The sequence below is a fragment of the Tractidigestivibacter scatoligenes genome (assembly GCF_001494635.1).
Classification (GTDB): Bacteria; Actinomycetota; Coriobacteriia; order Coriobacteriales; family Atopobiaceae; genus Tractidigestivibacter; species Tractidigestivibacter scatoligenes.
In genome coordinates this window covers 403,704-419,556 of record NZ_LOJF01000009.1, presented here as the reverse complement: position 1 = coordinate 419,556, position 15,853 = coordinate 403,704, and the positions used below count along the sequence as shown (strand labels likewise).

General features: G+C 64.3%; 10 protein-coding genes. 8 read left to right on the top strand and 2 right to left on the bottom strand.

The window, feature by feature from the left end; translation table 11 throughout:
• Both AUL39_RS11550 and AUL39_RS11545 read right to left on the bottom strand, forming a co-directional pair.
• Positions 1–243 carry a diguanylate cyclase domain-containing protein gene (locus AUL39_RS11550; RefSeq protein WP_268873227.1) on the bottom strand — a complete coding sequence of 81 codons (243 nt, stop codon included), beginning with the start codon at positions 241–243 and terminating at the stop codon, positions 1–3.
• 20 nt (positions 244–263) lie between these two features.
• Positions 264–500 (bottom strand): GGDEF domain-containing protein, encoded by a 237-nt coding sequence (locus tag AUL39_RS11545; protein WP_059054738.1) that lies wholly within the window; start codon positions 498–500, stop codon positions 264–266.
• 38 nt (positions 501–538) lie between these two features.
• Here AUL39_RS11545 and AUL39_RS10910 point away from each other — a divergent pair, with 38 nt between their 5' ends.
• The 8 genes from AUL39_RS10910 to dnaE all read left to right on the top strand — a co-directional run bounded on the left by AUL39_RS10910 (position 539) and on the right by dnaE (position 15,770).
• Positions 539–1,015, top strand: coding sequence for a sortase (locus AUL39_RS10910; RefSeq protein WP_082667286.1), 477 nt, complete (start codon positions 539–541; stop codon positions 1,013–1,015).
• A 222-nt stretch (positions 1,016–1,237) separates the two neighbouring features.
• Positions 1,238–2,401, top strand: a complete 1,164-nt coding sequence (gene fucO, locus AUL39_RS06350; protein WP_059054737.1) for a lactaldehyde reductase — start codon at positions 1,238–1,240, stop codon at positions 2,399–2,401.
• A 358-nt stretch (positions 2,402–2,759) separates the two neighbouring features.
• Positions 2,760–4,034: an Mbeg1-like protein gene (locus AUL39_RS06345; protein WP_059054736.1), complete on the top strand. Its 1,275-nt coding sequence runs from the start codon at positions 2,760–2,762 to the stop codon at positions 4,032–4,034.
• 81 nt (positions 4,035–4,115) lie between these two features.
• Positions 4,116–4,445 (top strand): HIRAN domain-containing protein, encoded by a 330-nt coding sequence (locus AUL39_RS06340; RefSeq protein WP_059054735.1) that lies wholly within the window; start codon positions 4,116–4,118, stop codon positions 4,443–4,445.
• A 91-nt stretch (positions 4,446–4,536) separates the two neighbouring features.
• The gene (locus AUL39_RS06335) at positions 4,537–4,914 is read left to right on the top strand and encodes a YerC/YecD family TrpR-related protein (protein ID WP_059054734.1); all 378 of its coding nucleotides are present in this window, start codon (positions 4,537–4,539) and stop codon (positions 4,912–4,914) included.
• 2 nt (positions 4,915–4,916) lie between these two features.
• A complete protein-coding gene (locus AUL39_RS06330) occupies positions 4,917–8,198 on the top strand; it encodes a PD-(D/E)XK nuclease family protein (RefSeq protein ID WP_059054733.1) in 3,282 nt (1,093 codons plus the stop codon).
• Positions 8,198–11,701 (top strand): UvrD-helicase domain-containing protein, encoded by a 3,504-nt coding sequence (locus AUL39_RS06325; RefSeq protein WP_059054732.1) that lies wholly within the window; start codon positions 8,198–8,200, stop codon positions 11,699–11,701. The genes AUL39_RS06330 and AUL39_RS06325 overlap by 1 nt, the downstream gene beginning before the upstream one ends.
• A gap of 169 nt (positions 11,702–11,870) precedes the next feature.
• Entirely contained in the window at positions 11,871–15,770 is a 3,900-nt protein-coding gene (dnaE, locus tag AUL39_RS06320; protein WP_059054731.1) for a DNA polymerase III subunit alpha, read from the top strand.
• Positions 15,771–15,853: the final 83 nt, after the last annotated feature.

Below are 15,853 nucleotides of genomic sequence, written 5' to 3'. Positions count from 1 at the left end.
TCAACGGGTGCCCTTCTCCTGGTAGAGGTGTTTGTCGGCGTACTTGAGCGGGTCCTCGTAGGTCTTTGCGCCATCCGTTTGCACGCTCGAGAACCCAACGCACAGCGTGGGGGCCTCAAGTCCCATGGCATCTGCAAGATAGCTCAGGTTCGCCTTGGCGTCTTCGAGGCAGGCGAGAAGCCCCTTCTCGTCCTGCGAATCGGAGATGGCCGCAAACTCGTCGCCACCCATACGGAAGCACAGCGCGTGGCTCCCAAATCCCCCTAGAGAGCCTGTCCAATGCAGCTCAGAATCCGGTTGCCCGCGTCGTGGCCATACGTGTCGTTGAATACCTTGAAGTCGTCTACGTCGACGATGAGCATGGTCGTTGCGTCCCTCGGAACCCCTTGGCGCACTCGCGAGAACGCCCGCATGTTGCCCAGTCCTGTGAGGGCGTCCGTCGACGCGAGGGTCTCGAGGCCCTCCTCAGCCTTGTCACGCCTCAGGCGCTCGGAGTACATGAGTACGCAGACGGCATCTCCCTACGACATCCCTTCCCATTGGAGGCCCCTCAACGCACTGCGTCCTCGCAGGTCATACCGGTCTGCCATCCGCCAAGATCCTGGGTGACATCGACCAGCTCAAGGAGGGGGACTGGTTCATCATCCCCGTTCTGGGGGAGGACCACGCCTACCGTGTGACCAGCACCGAGGTCGTGCTTCCTACAGAGACGCAGAGCCTCGTCACACAGGACGGAAAGGACCTGGTGACGCTTGTCACCTGCACGCCGTATGGCGTGAACACGCACAGGCTGCTTGTCCACGCGGAACGCTGCGACGTGCCCCAGGAGTGGCTCGACATGCAGGACACGGCCGATGACGTGCCACTGCTCAGTCCTGCTGACGAGAGCGCGCCCCTCATCGTCTTCTCCCTCATAGGCCTTGGCGTGGGCATCGGCCTGCTCGTCCTGCGCTGGGCAGTCGTGCGCAGGAGAGACCGAGACTCTTCCTACACGCCATGCCACGAACGCAAGTAGCGTCTTGGCCCTATCTCGTCTCAAGCCCCTCCGTTCTTTATCGGTATCCGTGAACGGGACGTCGCATTTGCCCAGTTGGCGAGCAGAGCATTCCCAGATACCGATAAAGAAGGCTGATTGGGGAGGCTCACCAGTCTGGCATCCCTCTCGTTGGGTAGATTGGTCCCTGGCATGTGCCCGGCGGCATGGGCGCCGCCGGAATCCAACGGAAAGGAAGAGCCAATGGCCAATCGCTTTGTCCTCAATACCATCTCGTACCACGGCTCCGGTGCCATTAAAGAGATCCCCGGCGAGTTGAGCCGTCGCGGCCTCACTAAGGCGTTCGTGTGCTCTGATCCTGATCTCGTGAAGTTTGGCGTCACCGCCAAGGTAACCGACCTCCTTGACGAGGCGGGCTTCCCCTACGTGGTCTACTCCGAGATCAAGCCCAACCCCACCATCAAGAACGTGCAGGATGGCGTGGCCGCCATGGCGGACTCCGGTGCTGACTGCATCATCGCCATCGGCGGCGGTTCCTCCATGGACACCGCCAAGGCCATCGGCGTCATCCACGAGAACCCCGAGTTCGCAGACGTCCGCTCGCTTGAGGGCGTGGCGGACACCAAGAACCACGCCACCTTTACCATTGCCGTGCCCACCACGGCAGGCACCGCGGCTGAGGTCACGATTAACTACGTGATCACCGATCCCGAGAAGGTCCGCAAGTTCGTCTGTGTGGACACCAATGACATTCCTGAGGTCGCCGTCGTCGATCCGGACATGATGGCTTCGATGCCCGTTGGCCTCACGGCTGCAACCGGCATGGACGCGCTCACCCACGCAATCGAGGGCTACACCACCAAGGGTGCCTGGGAGCTCTCTGACATGTTCCACCTCGAGGCCATTCGCATCATCTCGCACAACCTGCGCGAGGCCGTGGCCGAGGCCAAGTCCAAGGAGCCGGGCGAGGGCCGCAAGGAGATGGCGCTGGGCCAGTACATCGCCGGCATGGGCTTCTCCAACGTTGGCCTGGGCATCGTGCACTCCATGGCGCACACCCTCTCGGCGCACTATGACACCCCGCACGGTGTGGCCTGCGCTATGCTCCTGCCTGTGTGCATGGAGTACAACGCCGACGCCTGCGGCGAGCGCTATCGCGAGATTGGCCGCGTGATGGATGTGGCCGACTGGGATACCGACCCCATCGACGTGGTGAACAAGAACGTGGTTGCCGCTGTTGCCAAGCTCGGCGAGGACGTGGGCATCCCCAAGACCTGTAACGGTCTGGTGGAGGCCGACCTCGACCAGCTCGCAGACGACGCTGCCGCCGACGCGTGCTTCCCCGGGACGCCCAAGCCGGCAGACCACGAGACCATCAAGGCGCTGTTCCGCAAGGTCATGGCGTAGGCGAGAAGGACTCCGGACTACGGCCCGGCTGGGGCTTCCCGGCCGGGCCGTTTTTCTCGGCTGGGCGCAGTCCTTGGCCCTGCAAGGGAAGACTACGGCTGAGAAAATACACGCCGCCGAGAAAACCTGCGGTTTAATAGCACCCTCCGAGAAGGCCGCGGGCCTTCTACCTGCGGTTTCTCTCAGCGGCGCCCCAGGCTAACTGCTATTAAGTCGCAGGTTTGGTGAGAGGCGGATCGACGACGGGTCGACACCACAGGCAAACTGCAATTTAGCCTCAGATTTCCCCCACCTGCACGCGTTCGTGGCATACTGCCTCATACCAACTGCTCGTCTAGCCTTGCACGGAGGGACGCCCATGGCGAACATCCACGACTACCTTGACCTTCGCGCCGACATCACGCTAGGGGAGCGGCCGTTCAACGTGGTCGACGGCCTGGTGCTTTCGGTGCTCTCGTACGTCGACTTTTCGGGCATCGTTCCCGGGGAGGGGGAGGGGCCGGTCAACATCTCGTACGCCTGCGACGCCCTGCTTGACCGCGCTGGTGGCGACGTCTCGCCCTACGTGCGCTCGCTCGCCAAGATCGATGAGCGCTACCTGCGGCTCCTTGGTGCGTCCAAGCGCTTTGGGCAGGCTGGCGTTGAGGACTACGTGGACGTCTTCGACCACGATCGCGACCTTCAGTTTGCCGCACTCACGGTGGACCTTCCGGGCGGGATGCGCTTCGTCTCCTTTAGGGGGACGGACAACTCCCTCGTTGGCTGGCGCGAGGACTTCATGCTGAGCTTCGAGGTCACGGAGGCACAGCGCTTGGCGGCGGAGTACCTGCTGAGACAGGCGCGCCGCGCCAGGACCGAGGGCGTGCGCCTTATGGTGGGCGGCCACTCGAAGGGAGGCAACCTCGCGAGCTTCTCGGCGGTGCTGCTGCCCGACGACCTGCGTAACGTGATCGAGCGCGTCTACTCAAACGACGGCCCACTCATGGCGCCGGAGGTCGTGCCTCTGAGCTGCCATGATGTGTACGGCGAGCGTTTCGTGCGGATTGTCCCCACCTACAGCGTGGTGGGCATGCTCTTCGACGACCCCGCCGAGCCCAAGACCATCGTGCGGAGTACCGGTGACGGTGCCCTCCAGCACGACCCCACAACCTGGCAGGTCCACGCCGATTGCCTGGACGAGGCAGACGACCTGCTCCCCCAGTGCAAACTCGTGAACGCCATCTTTGACAAGTGGATGCGCGGGGCCAACCTTGCCGACCGCGAGCTCTTCACGCGTCAGGTCTTCGACGCCTTCGAGGCCGGGGGAGCGACAGCCTTCGACGAGGTCGTGGGCAACCCCGCAGGCGCCCAGCGCGTGCTCGCTGCCCTGAGGGATGCCGACCCCCGCACCAAGGAGCTTCTCGGCGAGCTGGTGCAAGTTGCCGCCGACAAGACCTGGGACGCTACGGTGGCGGCAGTCGCAAGCGCAACACGTGCGGCCTTGAATGCCGTGGGGGCAATGCTTCCGCAGCGCAGACCGGCAGGCGAGAGCGAGGCTGGCGAGAGGGACGAGAAGCACGTGGGAAAGGATGCAGACGCTCCGACGTCCAGCCCTACGTTGCCTGGTGACGGGGAAGGAGCCTCTCCTCGCTGAGGCTCTAATTAATGTCGCTCCCCTGTTCCATACTGCAGACAACGCAGAGAAGGGCCCACAGGGCCCGGAACGGAGGAAACCATGTACGAACCTTCTCGTCTCATCCAGTCGTTCTTCATTGCGGGGTTCCAGTACTACGATGGCGCGCTTGCCCTCTCCAGCCTCAAGCCGGGAGAAACTGGCCTCGCGCTTGTCCCTGAGCCGGACAACCCGCATGATCCCGATGCCGTGGGCGTCTACTTTGATGGCCTGAGGCTGGGGTACGTTCCTGCTGACGAGAACAGCATTGTGTCGCTCATGTGCCGCTTTGGGCACGCGGACGTTTTTGAAGTTCGGGTTCTACAGGTCAAGGCAGACGCCGACCCGTGGAAGCAGGTGCGTGTGGGCGTCTACGTCACCGACGCGCGATGACGGCGCCGCCCCCTCGGCACTTTGATGCGCTAAAGTGGTTTTCACGCACGTGACGCTGCACGTTGGCACAAAGTGGCGCGGGAGGGTGTGGATGGCGCGAGACAGCAGAACGCGTGACAACGCAAGTAACCCCGAGGAGACGAAGCGGCTCTGCGAGGCCGTGTGTCTCGTGAAGACACCAGAGGAGGCCGTCGCCTTCCTCGCTGACCTGCTCAGCCCACACGAGATGTGCGACCTCGCCCAGCGCCTTGAGGTGGCAACGCTCTTGCGGTCTGGGAGGTCCTACGTAGACGTCTCGAGCACCACGGGGGCATCGTCCACCACGGTGAGCCGTGTCTCAAAGTGCCTGCGGGGCGAGCGGGGCGGCTACCGTCTTGTGCTGGAACGCCTCGATGGCGCTGCGGACGCTGCGGAACATGCCGGAATCGAGAAGGACTGGGATTCGGAAAAGCAGGGAGACAAGAGCTAGGGATGCTTCACATTGCGACGACTTCAGATGAGTGCCTGGCAAGCGCCGAGGTTCGTGCATGCCTGGAGGAGGCGCTGCGTGCACGCGGCGCGGCAACACTTCTGGTTGCGAGCTTTGCCGATCAGCTCGTCGCTCAGAAGGAGCTCTCGGCGTATCCCGCACTTTCGCTTGGCGTGACCGTAACCACGCCCGCTGCGTGGGCAAAGGAGCGCTGGGAGGTCTGGGGAGACGGAACGCACGTGGTCGAGCCCCTCGTGAGGACCATTGCCGTGCAGCGTGCCATTGTGCAGGCACCCCAGTCGCGCCGCCGCGGCGTGTCGTTCAACGCGGGTACGGTTCAGCTTCTCTCGTCGCTGGTGCGCGGGGCGCTGCCGTGGCTTCCCCTCGATCCCGCAGGCGAGCCAAGCGAGCTTGCCTGCCATGAAGCCGGGCTCACCGATGCCGAGGTGGGGCTCGTTGCGCTTGCGGGGGAGTATGCGCGCATCATTCACGGTGCGGGATACGTGGAGGAGTCCGAGGCCATGGCGCAGGTCGTTGACGCCCTTGCCAAGGGACTTGTTGACCCGGGGTGCGTGTGCGTGGCTGGCTTGGGCGAGGCTTCTCGTGCCACGCGCGAGCTTCTGGCAGACCTCGCCTGCGCAGGAGAGCTCACCATTGTTGCCCAGACGGGAAATGACGCTGCCCTGGAGGGACAACGTTCCACCATTGCGCAGGTGGAGGAGGCCATTGCCGTACGCGGCGGCAGCGTCTCTAGGGAAGGGGAGGCAACTCCCGGGCCGGTGGCTAACGCCGATAGGGCACCAGAGCTTCAGAACCTTGTCAAATCGATCTTTGGTACCGAGACGGGCGTCGCGCCTACGGGTGCGGTGGAGCTTCTCGCTCCGACCGGGCCTCTCGCCGAGGCGGAGCTGGTAGCATCCCGTGTGGTCGAGCTTGCAAAGTCGGGCGCGCACGAGGTGGTTGTAGTCGCGGCAGACCCCGCCCGAGCTTGGCGCGAACTCTCGCCCAAGCTCTTCTCGCGCGGCGTGACGTGTGAGGCGGAGCTTTCCTCGCGCGTGGACCAGCTCGAGGCGGGGAGGGCCTTCCTCGAGTTTGCAAGCTCTGTCGCGCAGCTCTCTGAGCTGGCTGCTTCGTGGCCGGCTCCTGAGGAGAGCCCCGAGGGGGAGCTCGTTGTGTTGGGCGATATGACTTGGTGGCCGCCGCGTGCGCTTGCGGACTTCCTGCGTCAGGACATAGCGCACGTTCCCACCGAGCGCGCCGTCTCGCTTGATCGTGCGTGGCGCGCAGACCGTCTGCTCACCCCCGCGGACGTCCTTGCCACGCTCCAGAACCCCAAGGCCACGAGCGCTCCCGTTGCCGCTGCCACGAGGGAGCTCCTGCGCGGGCGCGTGGGGTCCGCGGCGTCAAAGCTCCTTGCACCCTACCTGCAGGATGGGGAGGCCATGCCAGCGGACCTGGTTCCCAGCGAGACCACCCTCGAGCTGGTCCCCGTTGCCTCGGAACAGAACCGCCTTGCCGACGAGCGTGCCATCGGCGTCCTGGATGCAGTGCTGGGCATAGCGGGCACCCTCAAGGACCTGGGGGTCACAGCAGACCCCCAGGTCGAAAGTCATGTCTCGCTTCCTGCACTGGTCGAGCTCTGCGCACAGGCCATGTCCCAGACGAGCGTCATCGTACGGCCAGGTGCCTGGGCAGGCGACAACGCTTGCCGCTGCAGAATCTACGGTCGCTCGCGTGCGGCGGGCCTTGCGCCACTCTCGGCGGACGCCCTTGTCTCGTGCTCCATGACCTCAGCCGAGTGGCCGGTGGGAAACGGGGACGACGTTCTTTCGGCGCTTCTCGAGCGCCTGGGCATTGAGCCAAAAGCAGACCCTTCTGCCCATGAGCGCTCGGTTTTCTGGCGCATGCTGCGCGTTCCTCGACAGATGCTGGTCGCGGAGAGGTGCGGGGTGGACGGCTCGGGCAGCCCCTGCTACCCCGCTGTCATGCTCACGGAGCTTCTCTCCTGCTATGGCGAGGCAGCTGACGACAAGGACAAGGCCCTTCCCACGCGGTCGCTGGGCGAGGACAAGGCGGACGCAAACCTGAGTACAAGCGGGCATGGCATGCCCGTCGTCGGAAAAAGCGACCCCTCTCCCGCCGGCAGCATCTCTGGAGCCAATGCGGCTCTCGTGGTTGTCCCACCCACGGGTAGGGTTGACCTTATTGAGGGAAAGCCGCTCCTCTCCGCCTCGCAGATAGAGTCGTACCTTGAGTGCCCGTACAAGTGGTTTAGCCTTCGCCGCCTGCGCCTGCAGGACTCCGACGCCGGCTTTGGCCCCATGGAGATGGGAACCTTTGCCCACCGCGTCCTTGAGGTCACGCACGCTCGCCTGCTTGCCGAGGCGCGCGAGCGCTCGGGCATCGCGGCGGGTGCCTCTCTCGACCCGTGGGTCATGCTTCCTGGTTCCCGCGTTCTCGAGGATGACCCCGAGGGCCTTACCCACGCGCACGAGGTCCTTGTCGCCGAGTTTGAGGAGCATCTGCGGCACCAGAGCCTGAGGCAGGGCAAGCGCAGCCGCTACCAGGCCTTTGTTCCCCACAACTCCGCAGACGAGTCACAGCTGGCACAGCTTAGGCATGACCTTGAGACGGCGCTCGACTACGAGGCGGGCCTCTTCGTTGGCTTCGAGCCGCGCTTCTTCGAGTGGGACTTTGGCACGCAGAACGAGCCCGTGGAGTACGCGGGGGCGTGGATCTGCGGCACCATCGACCGCGTGGACGTTGACGCTCACCAGCAGGCCGTAGTCATCGACTACAAGCACAAGGGCCCCATTGGATTTGCCAAGGAATACGGCGTGACGCCCGTTAGCGCGGTCGAGGCAGAGGGGGCGACGGACGAGAAGAACGTTGCGCCCTACGGTCTGCCCCGTCGCGTCCAGTCGCTCATCTATGGGCAGGTGGTGCGCCGTACGCACCCGGAACTCAAGGTGCGGGCGGCGGTCTATCTGGGAACGCGCGGAAGCCACGCCGTGGGTGGCGCCATTCTGGAGAACTCCCTCGACCGCGTGCTTGGAAGCCATGTCCCCTTAAGGGACAGCTCACTCGCCGCGTACGCGATTGGCGACAGTGACTCCTACGGCATGGAGGGCGAGTGTGGCATGGAGGCGTACCTGGATGCCACCGAGGCGGCAATCGCCGAGAAGGTGGCTCAGCTCCTTGCCGGAAACGTTGAGGCAAACCCGCTCGACGCCGCGGCATGCTCGTACTGTCCCGTCATGAACTGCGAGAGGAGGCTCTCCTAGTGTCAGGCATAGACCTCTCAACCCTCAATGAGCGCCAGCGCCAGATTGTCTCGACGCTCGACCGGCCGGTCTTTGTCGAGGCGGGCGCCGGCTCCGGCAAGACGTTCACCCTCACGCACAGGATTGCATGGGCGCTCTCGCCGGGTTCCGGCGTGGGAGACGCTCCGTTTGTGGACGACCTAAGCCAGGTCCTGGTCATCACCTTTACCAACGCCGCCGCACGCGAGATCAAGGAGCGAGTCCGCTCGACGCTTCGCCAGGCGGGCATGCGCGAGCAATCGCTCATGGTCGACTCCGCATGGATTAGCACCATCCACGGGATGTGCTCGCGCATCCTCAAGCGTCATGCGCTTGACCTGGGGATAGATCCCTCGTTCAAGGTTGCTGGCGTCAACGAGGCGCGTGCCCTTCTCGAGCAGGCAACAGAGGAGGTCGTAGGCACCGCCAGCCACGACCATACAAACGAGGTGCTCAGCCACGCCTTTGAGGAGTACGGCTACGGCACTCTTGGAGGGGCTATGCCCTTTGGCGTGGTATCCATGGTGCTGAACGTGGTGAATGCCGCGCACTCCTCGCCAGACGGCTTCGATTCGCTTGTCACGGTGGGGGAGCCGGACGTCGAGGGGTCGATTGCACGCCTCAGGGAGGCCATCGGTGCGCTTGGGGCGCAGTCTGGTATCTCGCCTGCTGCGCGCGAGGCCGTCATGACAAGTCTGGGGGCCCTCGACGAGTATCTCTCTGCGTCTCCGGGGCAGCGCACGCCGGAGGCGGCGGCAGCAGCACTTGCCGGGGTGAAGCTTCCCAGCGCGCGGGCGAAGGCGATAAAGGAGCTCGTGCCCGAGGCAAAGCACGCCCTGGGCGAGGCTACGCTCGAAGCCGCGCTTGCGGGCACCGCGCCGCTGGCAGACGCCCTCATCGACCTGGCGCGCAAGGTCGACGAGCGGAACCTCCAGCTCAAGCGCGAGAAGTCTGTCCTCGACAACGATGATCTTGTCTCCCTCGCTCTTCACGCCGTGCGCGACAACCCCGTAGTTGCCGCCGACTACCGCGGTCGCTTCAGGCTCGTGATGGTCGACGAGTCGCAGGACACCGATGCCCGGCAGCTCGAGCTCATTACGCTCCTGTCTGGCGACGGCGCGAAACATCTCACCACGGTGGGCGATGCCCAACAGAGCATCTACCGCTTCCGTGGCGCGGACGTGGGCGTGTTCCGCGCGCGAGGGGAGGAGGTCCCGCAGGAGGACCACGTGCGCCTGGACGTGAACTACCGCAGCCACGCCGACGTCCTCTCGTTTGTGGATGCCGTGTGCGGTGGCCCAAGCGGTGTGGTCGACGGCTTCATGCACCTGGAGCCTAACCCCAAGCGCAAGGATGGCTACCGGGCTCGCGGCCTTCCGCGCGTGGACGTCGAGGTGACGCTAGCCAGGCGAGGCATGGCAGCGCTTGCCTCTGCCACGTGCGCAACGCAGATCGCAGACCGCCTTGCGGCGTACGCCGCGGCTGGACAGAGCCCATCTGACATGGCGCTGCTCCTTGGCGCCACCGGCAAGGCCGACCTCTACATCGACGCCCTGCGCTCGCATGGCCTCGAGTGCGTGGTCACCGGAGGCTCGACCTTCACCCGTACCTCTGAGGTCAAGGTTATGGCCGCCTTGCTCCACGCCCTTTCCAACCCCCACGACACCCAGTCGGGCCTCTTTCCGCTTTTGGCATCGCCCATGTTCGAGCTCGACGCCAACGACTTTGTCCAGCTGGGGACGCGCAGACAGGACATGGTCGACGCCCCTACCAAGCGCGCCATCGACCGCGGCCTTCAGACCATGTTGTTCTATGGCGAGGAGCAGCCGTCTCCTCGTCTGAGGGCTGCGCACGAGGTTCTCTCTCGCGCGCGCCTGGCCTTGCGCAAGCATCCCGTGGCAGACGTCTGCCTGCAGGTGGTGCGCGAGTCTGGGTGGCTTCGTCGCCTGGAGGGTGCCGGCACCGATGGCCTTGCACAGGAGGCAAACATCCTTGCCGCGGTGCGCTACATTCGCGAGCTTACACAGGACCTGGGCCTTGGCCCGGCCCGCGCCGCGCTTGAGTTTGACCTCTGGCTCGAGGCCGCAAAGGTGCCACCCGCCTCTCTTGCGGGCGGATCCTCCAACCAGGTGCAGATTATGACCGTGCACGCCTCAAAGGGTCTCGAGTTCCCCATCGTGGCCATTGCCGAATGCTGGGCCAACCCGCGTCCCTCCGGCTCCGTGGTCACCGGTCGCGTGGACGCTCGCCGTCGCGGTATTCTCGTTAAGCCCAAGGGGCTCAAGGTCCCCAAGGACCTCACCGCTGAGGAGAACCCCCGCAGCTGCGCGGAATGGCTCCTCTCGCTTACCGAGGATAGCGCAGAGCAGGAGGCTGCCGAGAAGACCCGCCTGCTCTACGTGGCGCTCACGCGTGCGAGGGAGGCGCTGGTCCTGGGCGTTGGCATCACACAATCCGCCTCGGGCGCCTCGCCGACGCTCGCTGCGAATGTGCTTGGGGCGCTTGTGGGAACGCCTGCGCCCGCGCCGGGTGTGAGCTCGGTCGAGTACGGCGGAAGCGAGCCAGGGCGGCTGAGGTGCGTCTCCCTTGAGCCATGCGAGGAAAACGGGGGAAAGGGTGCCACGCTTGACTCCGCCGGCAGCTTCTTCGACGGCACCGTCGTAAACACGGACGAGGTCATAGGCATCGGCGCCACCATCGAGGTTCCGGAGCCTGCGGGCTTCTCGCTTGTCTCGCCAGACCCAGATCCCGCGACGCCTGCCATCACCATGTGGCGACCCCGTGCAGGCGTCTTCAGCTACTCGAGTGCCCACGCGCAGATGCTCGGCGACTTCTCGGCTGCGGACGCCGCGTCGCTGGATGACGCAGGCCCCGCTACCGGTGTGGCCGCCTTGCCCTCGCGCGCCGAGCGTGATTCCATGCAGGAGGGCGCACCGGTGGTGGGGGACGCCGACAAGGCCACGGGACTGGGGTCTGCCTTCCACGAGCTTGCCCAGGCCATGGTTGAGGGGGGCCAGCGCTTCCCGCTTCCGGAGCGCATTGCGGCCACCAAGCGCTTCTGGCACCTCTCCGAGCGTGCGGGCGGCAGGCTCGACGGAGCGCTTGCGCGCTGGTGGGGCTCGGATGTGCGGAAGGAGGCGCTCTCGCATGCCCTCGTGCGTGCGGAGGTCCCCTTCTTCCAGTGCGTGGACTCCGCCTATGGCGGCTATGTGGAGGGAGCCATCGACCTTCTTTCCACAGACCCCGGCTCTGACCACGCGTTTCTGGTGGACTACAAGACGGGCGACCGAGGCCTGGACGCTCGCGCTCTTCACCGACGCCACGAGATGCAGGCAAACTTCTACGCGCACGTCCTCATGGAGCTTGGCTTTGCTTCGGTGAGCTGCCGCTTTGTCTGCGTCGAGCTGGACCGCGCGGACGCTCCCGGCCAGCCCGTGGTGGTGCCCTACGAGTTTGACGCTGTGCACCCGCCGCGCATGGGGTAGCGCTTCCCTGGGCCGCGGCCCACCCGAACAACGTGTGGAGCCTCTGCTTGATTTCTACCTGCGGCAACGTCATTGCCGCAGGTAGGGTGGGGTATAGGTCAAAACGTCGGCAGCCGGCCTTCTGCTATGCTTTGCCAAACACCACAGCACCACCCGGTATGGAGAACACATGGCATTCGTTCACCTACACAATCACTCGGACTTCTCGATCCTCGATGGCGCCACGCCCATCCCCAGCATGGTCAAGCGCGCCATTGACGAGGGGATGCCTGCCGTTGCCCTTACGGACCACGGCTACATGTTTGGCATCCCCAACCTCGACCTGGAATGCCGCAAGTACAACGACGGCCAGGCCAACATGAAGCAGTGGCGCCACGACGTCGAGTGTTTCAAGAAGAGCTGGGACCTCGAGGAGCCCGAGCCAGACGCAGACGACGCGAGCTATTTCGATCGCGTCCACGACCAGTGGGCAAGCGACGTGGCTGTGTGGGAGTCCTCTGGCCACGACCTTGCTGCGGTCCAAGCAAACCGCCCACGCCTCAAGGTGAAGCCCATCTTTGGCTGCGAAGCCTACTTCATCACCGATGACTGCATTGAACGAGGCACAAAGCAGCGCCGCTACCACCTCATCCTTCTTGCCAAGAACGAGACGGGCTACCACAACCTGGTGAAGTGCATGTCCAAGGCTGCCGGCCACGAGATGATGTACTACCGGCCGCGTACCACGCTCGACATGCTCAAGGAGTACCACGAGGGCCTCATCTGCCAGAGTGCCTGCGTTCAGGGCATCATTCCCCAGTGCATCCTGGACGGTGACTTTGACGGAGCACGCAGGTGGGCAGAGACCTTCCGTGATGTCTTTGGTGACGACTTCTACATCGAGATCCAGGATCACGGCCTCACCTTCCGCAATGGATGGGATGATCGCAAGCTCGACGAGTACCTGGTCAAGATGGCGCACGAGATGGGCGTGAAGGTTGTTGCCACCAACGACTTCCACTACCTCACGCGCGAGGATGCCCCTACGCAGGACATCCTTTCCTGCATAGGCAAGGCAACCACCCTCGATGACCCCAACCGCATGCGCATGGAGGGCTCGGAGTTCTACATGAAGTCCGAGGACGAGATGCGCCAGCTCTTCTCCTGGTGCCCCGAGGCCTGCGACACCACGCTCGAGATTGCCGACAAGTGCAACTACGAGCTCGACTGGACCCACATGTACCTGCCCGAATACCCTGGCCTGCGCCCCGGCGAGACGGCAGACGAGCGCTTCCGCGAGGAGTGCGAGAAGGGCCTTGCCAAGCGCTACGGCGAGAACTGGCGCGACCTCACCATTGGTGGCTGGAACGTCAAGGACCGCTTCGAGCACGAGTACAAGATCATCACCGAGAAGGGCTTTGCCAACTACTTCCTCATCGTGCAGGACTACGTGCAGTGGGCCAAGGACAACGGCATCGGCGTGGGCCCGGGCCGTGGCTCTGCCGCCGGCGCCATCGTCGCGTACGCCATGAACATTACGAACTTCGACCCGCTCGAGAACGGCCTCATGTTCGAGAGGTTCCTCTCGCCGCAGCGCTCCGAGATGCCCGATATCGACATGGACTTCGACGACGAGCACCTCCAGGACGTCCTGCAGCACGTGCGCGACGTCTACGGCGAGGACCACGTGTGCAAGGTCATCACGTACTCGACGATTAAGGCAAAGCAGGCCATCAACGATGCCAACCGCGTCCTGGGCTTCCCTGTCTACAAGGGCCAGCAGCTCTCAAAGATGCTCTCGAACGACCCCAAGCTCCAGCTTGCCAACGCTCTCCACAAGAACGAGAAAAAGCCCGACCAATACTCGCCGGACTTCGAGGAGGCCTACAACAAGGACCCGGACGCCCACCGCATCATCGACGCCGCCCTCTCCATCGAGGGCTTTATGCGCGGCGAGGGCGTCCACGCCTGCGCAACGCTCATCGCGCCCACGCCTGTAACAGACCACGTGCCCACCAAGCTCGACACCAAGGGCAACGTCACCATCACCCAGTACGAGGGCCACTCCGTCGCGGACATGGGCCTGCTCAAGATGGACTTTCTGGGCCTGCGCACGCTCACGGTCATCAACAAGGCGCTCGCGAACATCCGCCACTCCTACCCCAACGCCTCTGACATCGACCGTATGCCAGATGCTGTCAAGGCCTGCATCAAGCCAGGCGCCACCTGTGTGGACATCGACGTGGACAAGGTCGACTTCTCGGACCCCAAGATCTACGAGCTTCTCGGCAAGGGGTACACGGCCGGCGTGTTCCAGGTAGAGTCTGCCGGCATGACCGCCACCATCAAGAACATGCAGCCCAACGCCTACAAGCAGATCGTCGCTCTTATCGCCCTGTACCGCCCGGGCCCCCTGGGCGCCGGCATGGTCGACAGCTACATCAAGCGCATGCACGGCCAGGAGAAGATCTCGTACTACGACGACCGCCTGAAGCCGATCCTGGAGGAGACCTACGGCACCATGGTCTACCAGGAGCAGGTCATGCAGATCTCGATGAAGATGTCAGGGTTCACGGCCGGCGAGTCCGACTCGCGCATGCGCAAGCCGGTGGCCAAAAAGAAGATCAAGATGCTCACCGACCAAGTCTTCCATTGGGAGGGCAATGGCGCGGACGAGACGATCTACGACCACTGGATGAACGGCGCCGTCGCAAACGGCTACAAGCGCGAGGTGGCGCAAGAGATCTGGGAGAACGTCCTTGAGTTTGCCTCCTACGCGTTCAACAAGTCCCACTCCGCCGGCTACGCCATCCTGGTCATGCAGACCGCGTGGCTCAAGGCGTACTTTCCGCGCGAGTACATGGCCTCGGTCCTCACGTCCTACATGGGCAAGACCGACAAGATCGTGCACTACGTCACGAGCTGCCGTCGCGAGGGCATCCAGGTCCTGCCGCCTGACATCAACGAGTCCGGCAAGGATTTCACGGCAACGGCCGAGGGTGTGCGCTTTGGCTTCGCCGGCATCCGTGGCGTGGGCGAGGGCGTGGGCGAGTGCATCATGGCCGAGCGAGACGCCCGCGGCCCCTTCAAGAACCTCCACGACTTCTGCGAGCGCGTGGACGGTTCCCAGGCCAACCGTCGCGTGGTCGAGTCTCTGATCAAGGCAGGCGCCTTCGACTCCACGGGCTACACCCGCATGCAGCTCATGCACTTCGTCGACAAGAACAACCCCGAGAACATCATCGACGCCGCGGCGCGCCGCCAGAAGGAGCGCGCGGTGGGGCAGTTCTCGATGTTCGACATGTTTGGCGATGTGGCGGGCTCAGGCTTCCAGGACGAGGTCCCCGCGCCGGACGGCGTGGAGTGGGACCGTCACATCAAGCTCGCGCAGGAGCACGACGTCCTGGGCATCTACGTCTCTGACCATCCGCTGCGCCCCTACGCCTACGCGCTTGCCAAGGCGCGCGACTACACAATCGCAGACCTTTCGGTCTCGGAGGAGTACACCGATCCCAACACCGGCGCCACCACCGAGCGCTTCAAGGTCCCCGAGGACAAGCCCATACGCCTTGCCGGCATGGCAACCTCGGTCCAAAAGAAGACCACCAAGAAGGGTGACGCCATGGCCATCGTCACCCTCGAGGACATGGAGGCCGAGACCACGCTCGTGGTCTTCCCCAAGGCCTACAAGGAGTGCGCGGCCACGCTTGCCGGCGAGGTCGACCCCGAGACGGGCGAGAGCACGGGCGACGTCTTCATCAAAGTGGTGGGGCGCCTGGAGCGCGGCGACCGCGGCGACCAGCTGATCTGCTCGTCCATCGAGCCGCTCGAGCTTAACGACAAGACCAACCGGCCCAAGGTGCTCGAGATTAACATGCCCGCCAACCTCCTCACGCGTGGCCGCATGGACAACCTGGGCGAGATCCTTGGCCGCTACCCCGGCCTCGACCGCGTGGAGCTGCGCGTGGAGAGCGCGACGGGAGACGTCATGCGCATGGAGCTCCCCACCCGCATCGATGCGCACAACATGGTCCTCATGGCAGAGGTCATCGACCTCATCGGTCGCTCCGGCCACGTGAAGGTGGCCTAGCTCCGTACCGCTGCCTTTCATGGGCGCGCCCCTCGTAGCGGGGCGCACCCTTTCTTATTGGCAGTCTTTTATATGTAGGTTTA

Coding starts and splice junctions, on each gene's coding strand:
- fucO (WP_059054737.1), top strand. CDS start 1,238: ATGGCCAATCGCTTTGTCCTCAATACCATCTCGTACCACGGCTCCGGT.
- dnaE (WP_059054731.1), top strand. CDS start 11,871: ATGGCATTCGTTCACCTACACAATCACTCGGACTTCTCGATCCTCGAT.
- AUL39_RS06335 (WP_059054734.1), top strand. CDS start 4,537: ATGGCGCGAGACAGCAGAACGCGTGACAACGCAAGTAACCCCGAGGAG.
- AUL39_RS06345 (WP_059054736.1), top strand. CDS start 2,760: ATGGCGAACATCCACGACTACCTTGACCTTCGCGCCGACATCACGCTA.
- AUL39_RS11545 (WP_059054738.1), bottom strand. CDS start 500: ATGTACTCCGAGCGCCTGAGGCGTGACAAGGCTGAGGAGGGCCTCGAG.
- AUL39_RS06340 (WP_059054735.1), top strand. CDS start 4,116: ATGTACGAACCTTCTCGTCTCATCCAGTCGTTCTTCATTGCGGGGTTC.
- AUL39_RS06330 (WP_059054733.1), top strand. CDS start 4,917: ATGCTTCACATTGCGACGACTTCAGATGAGTGCCTGGCAAGCGCCGAG.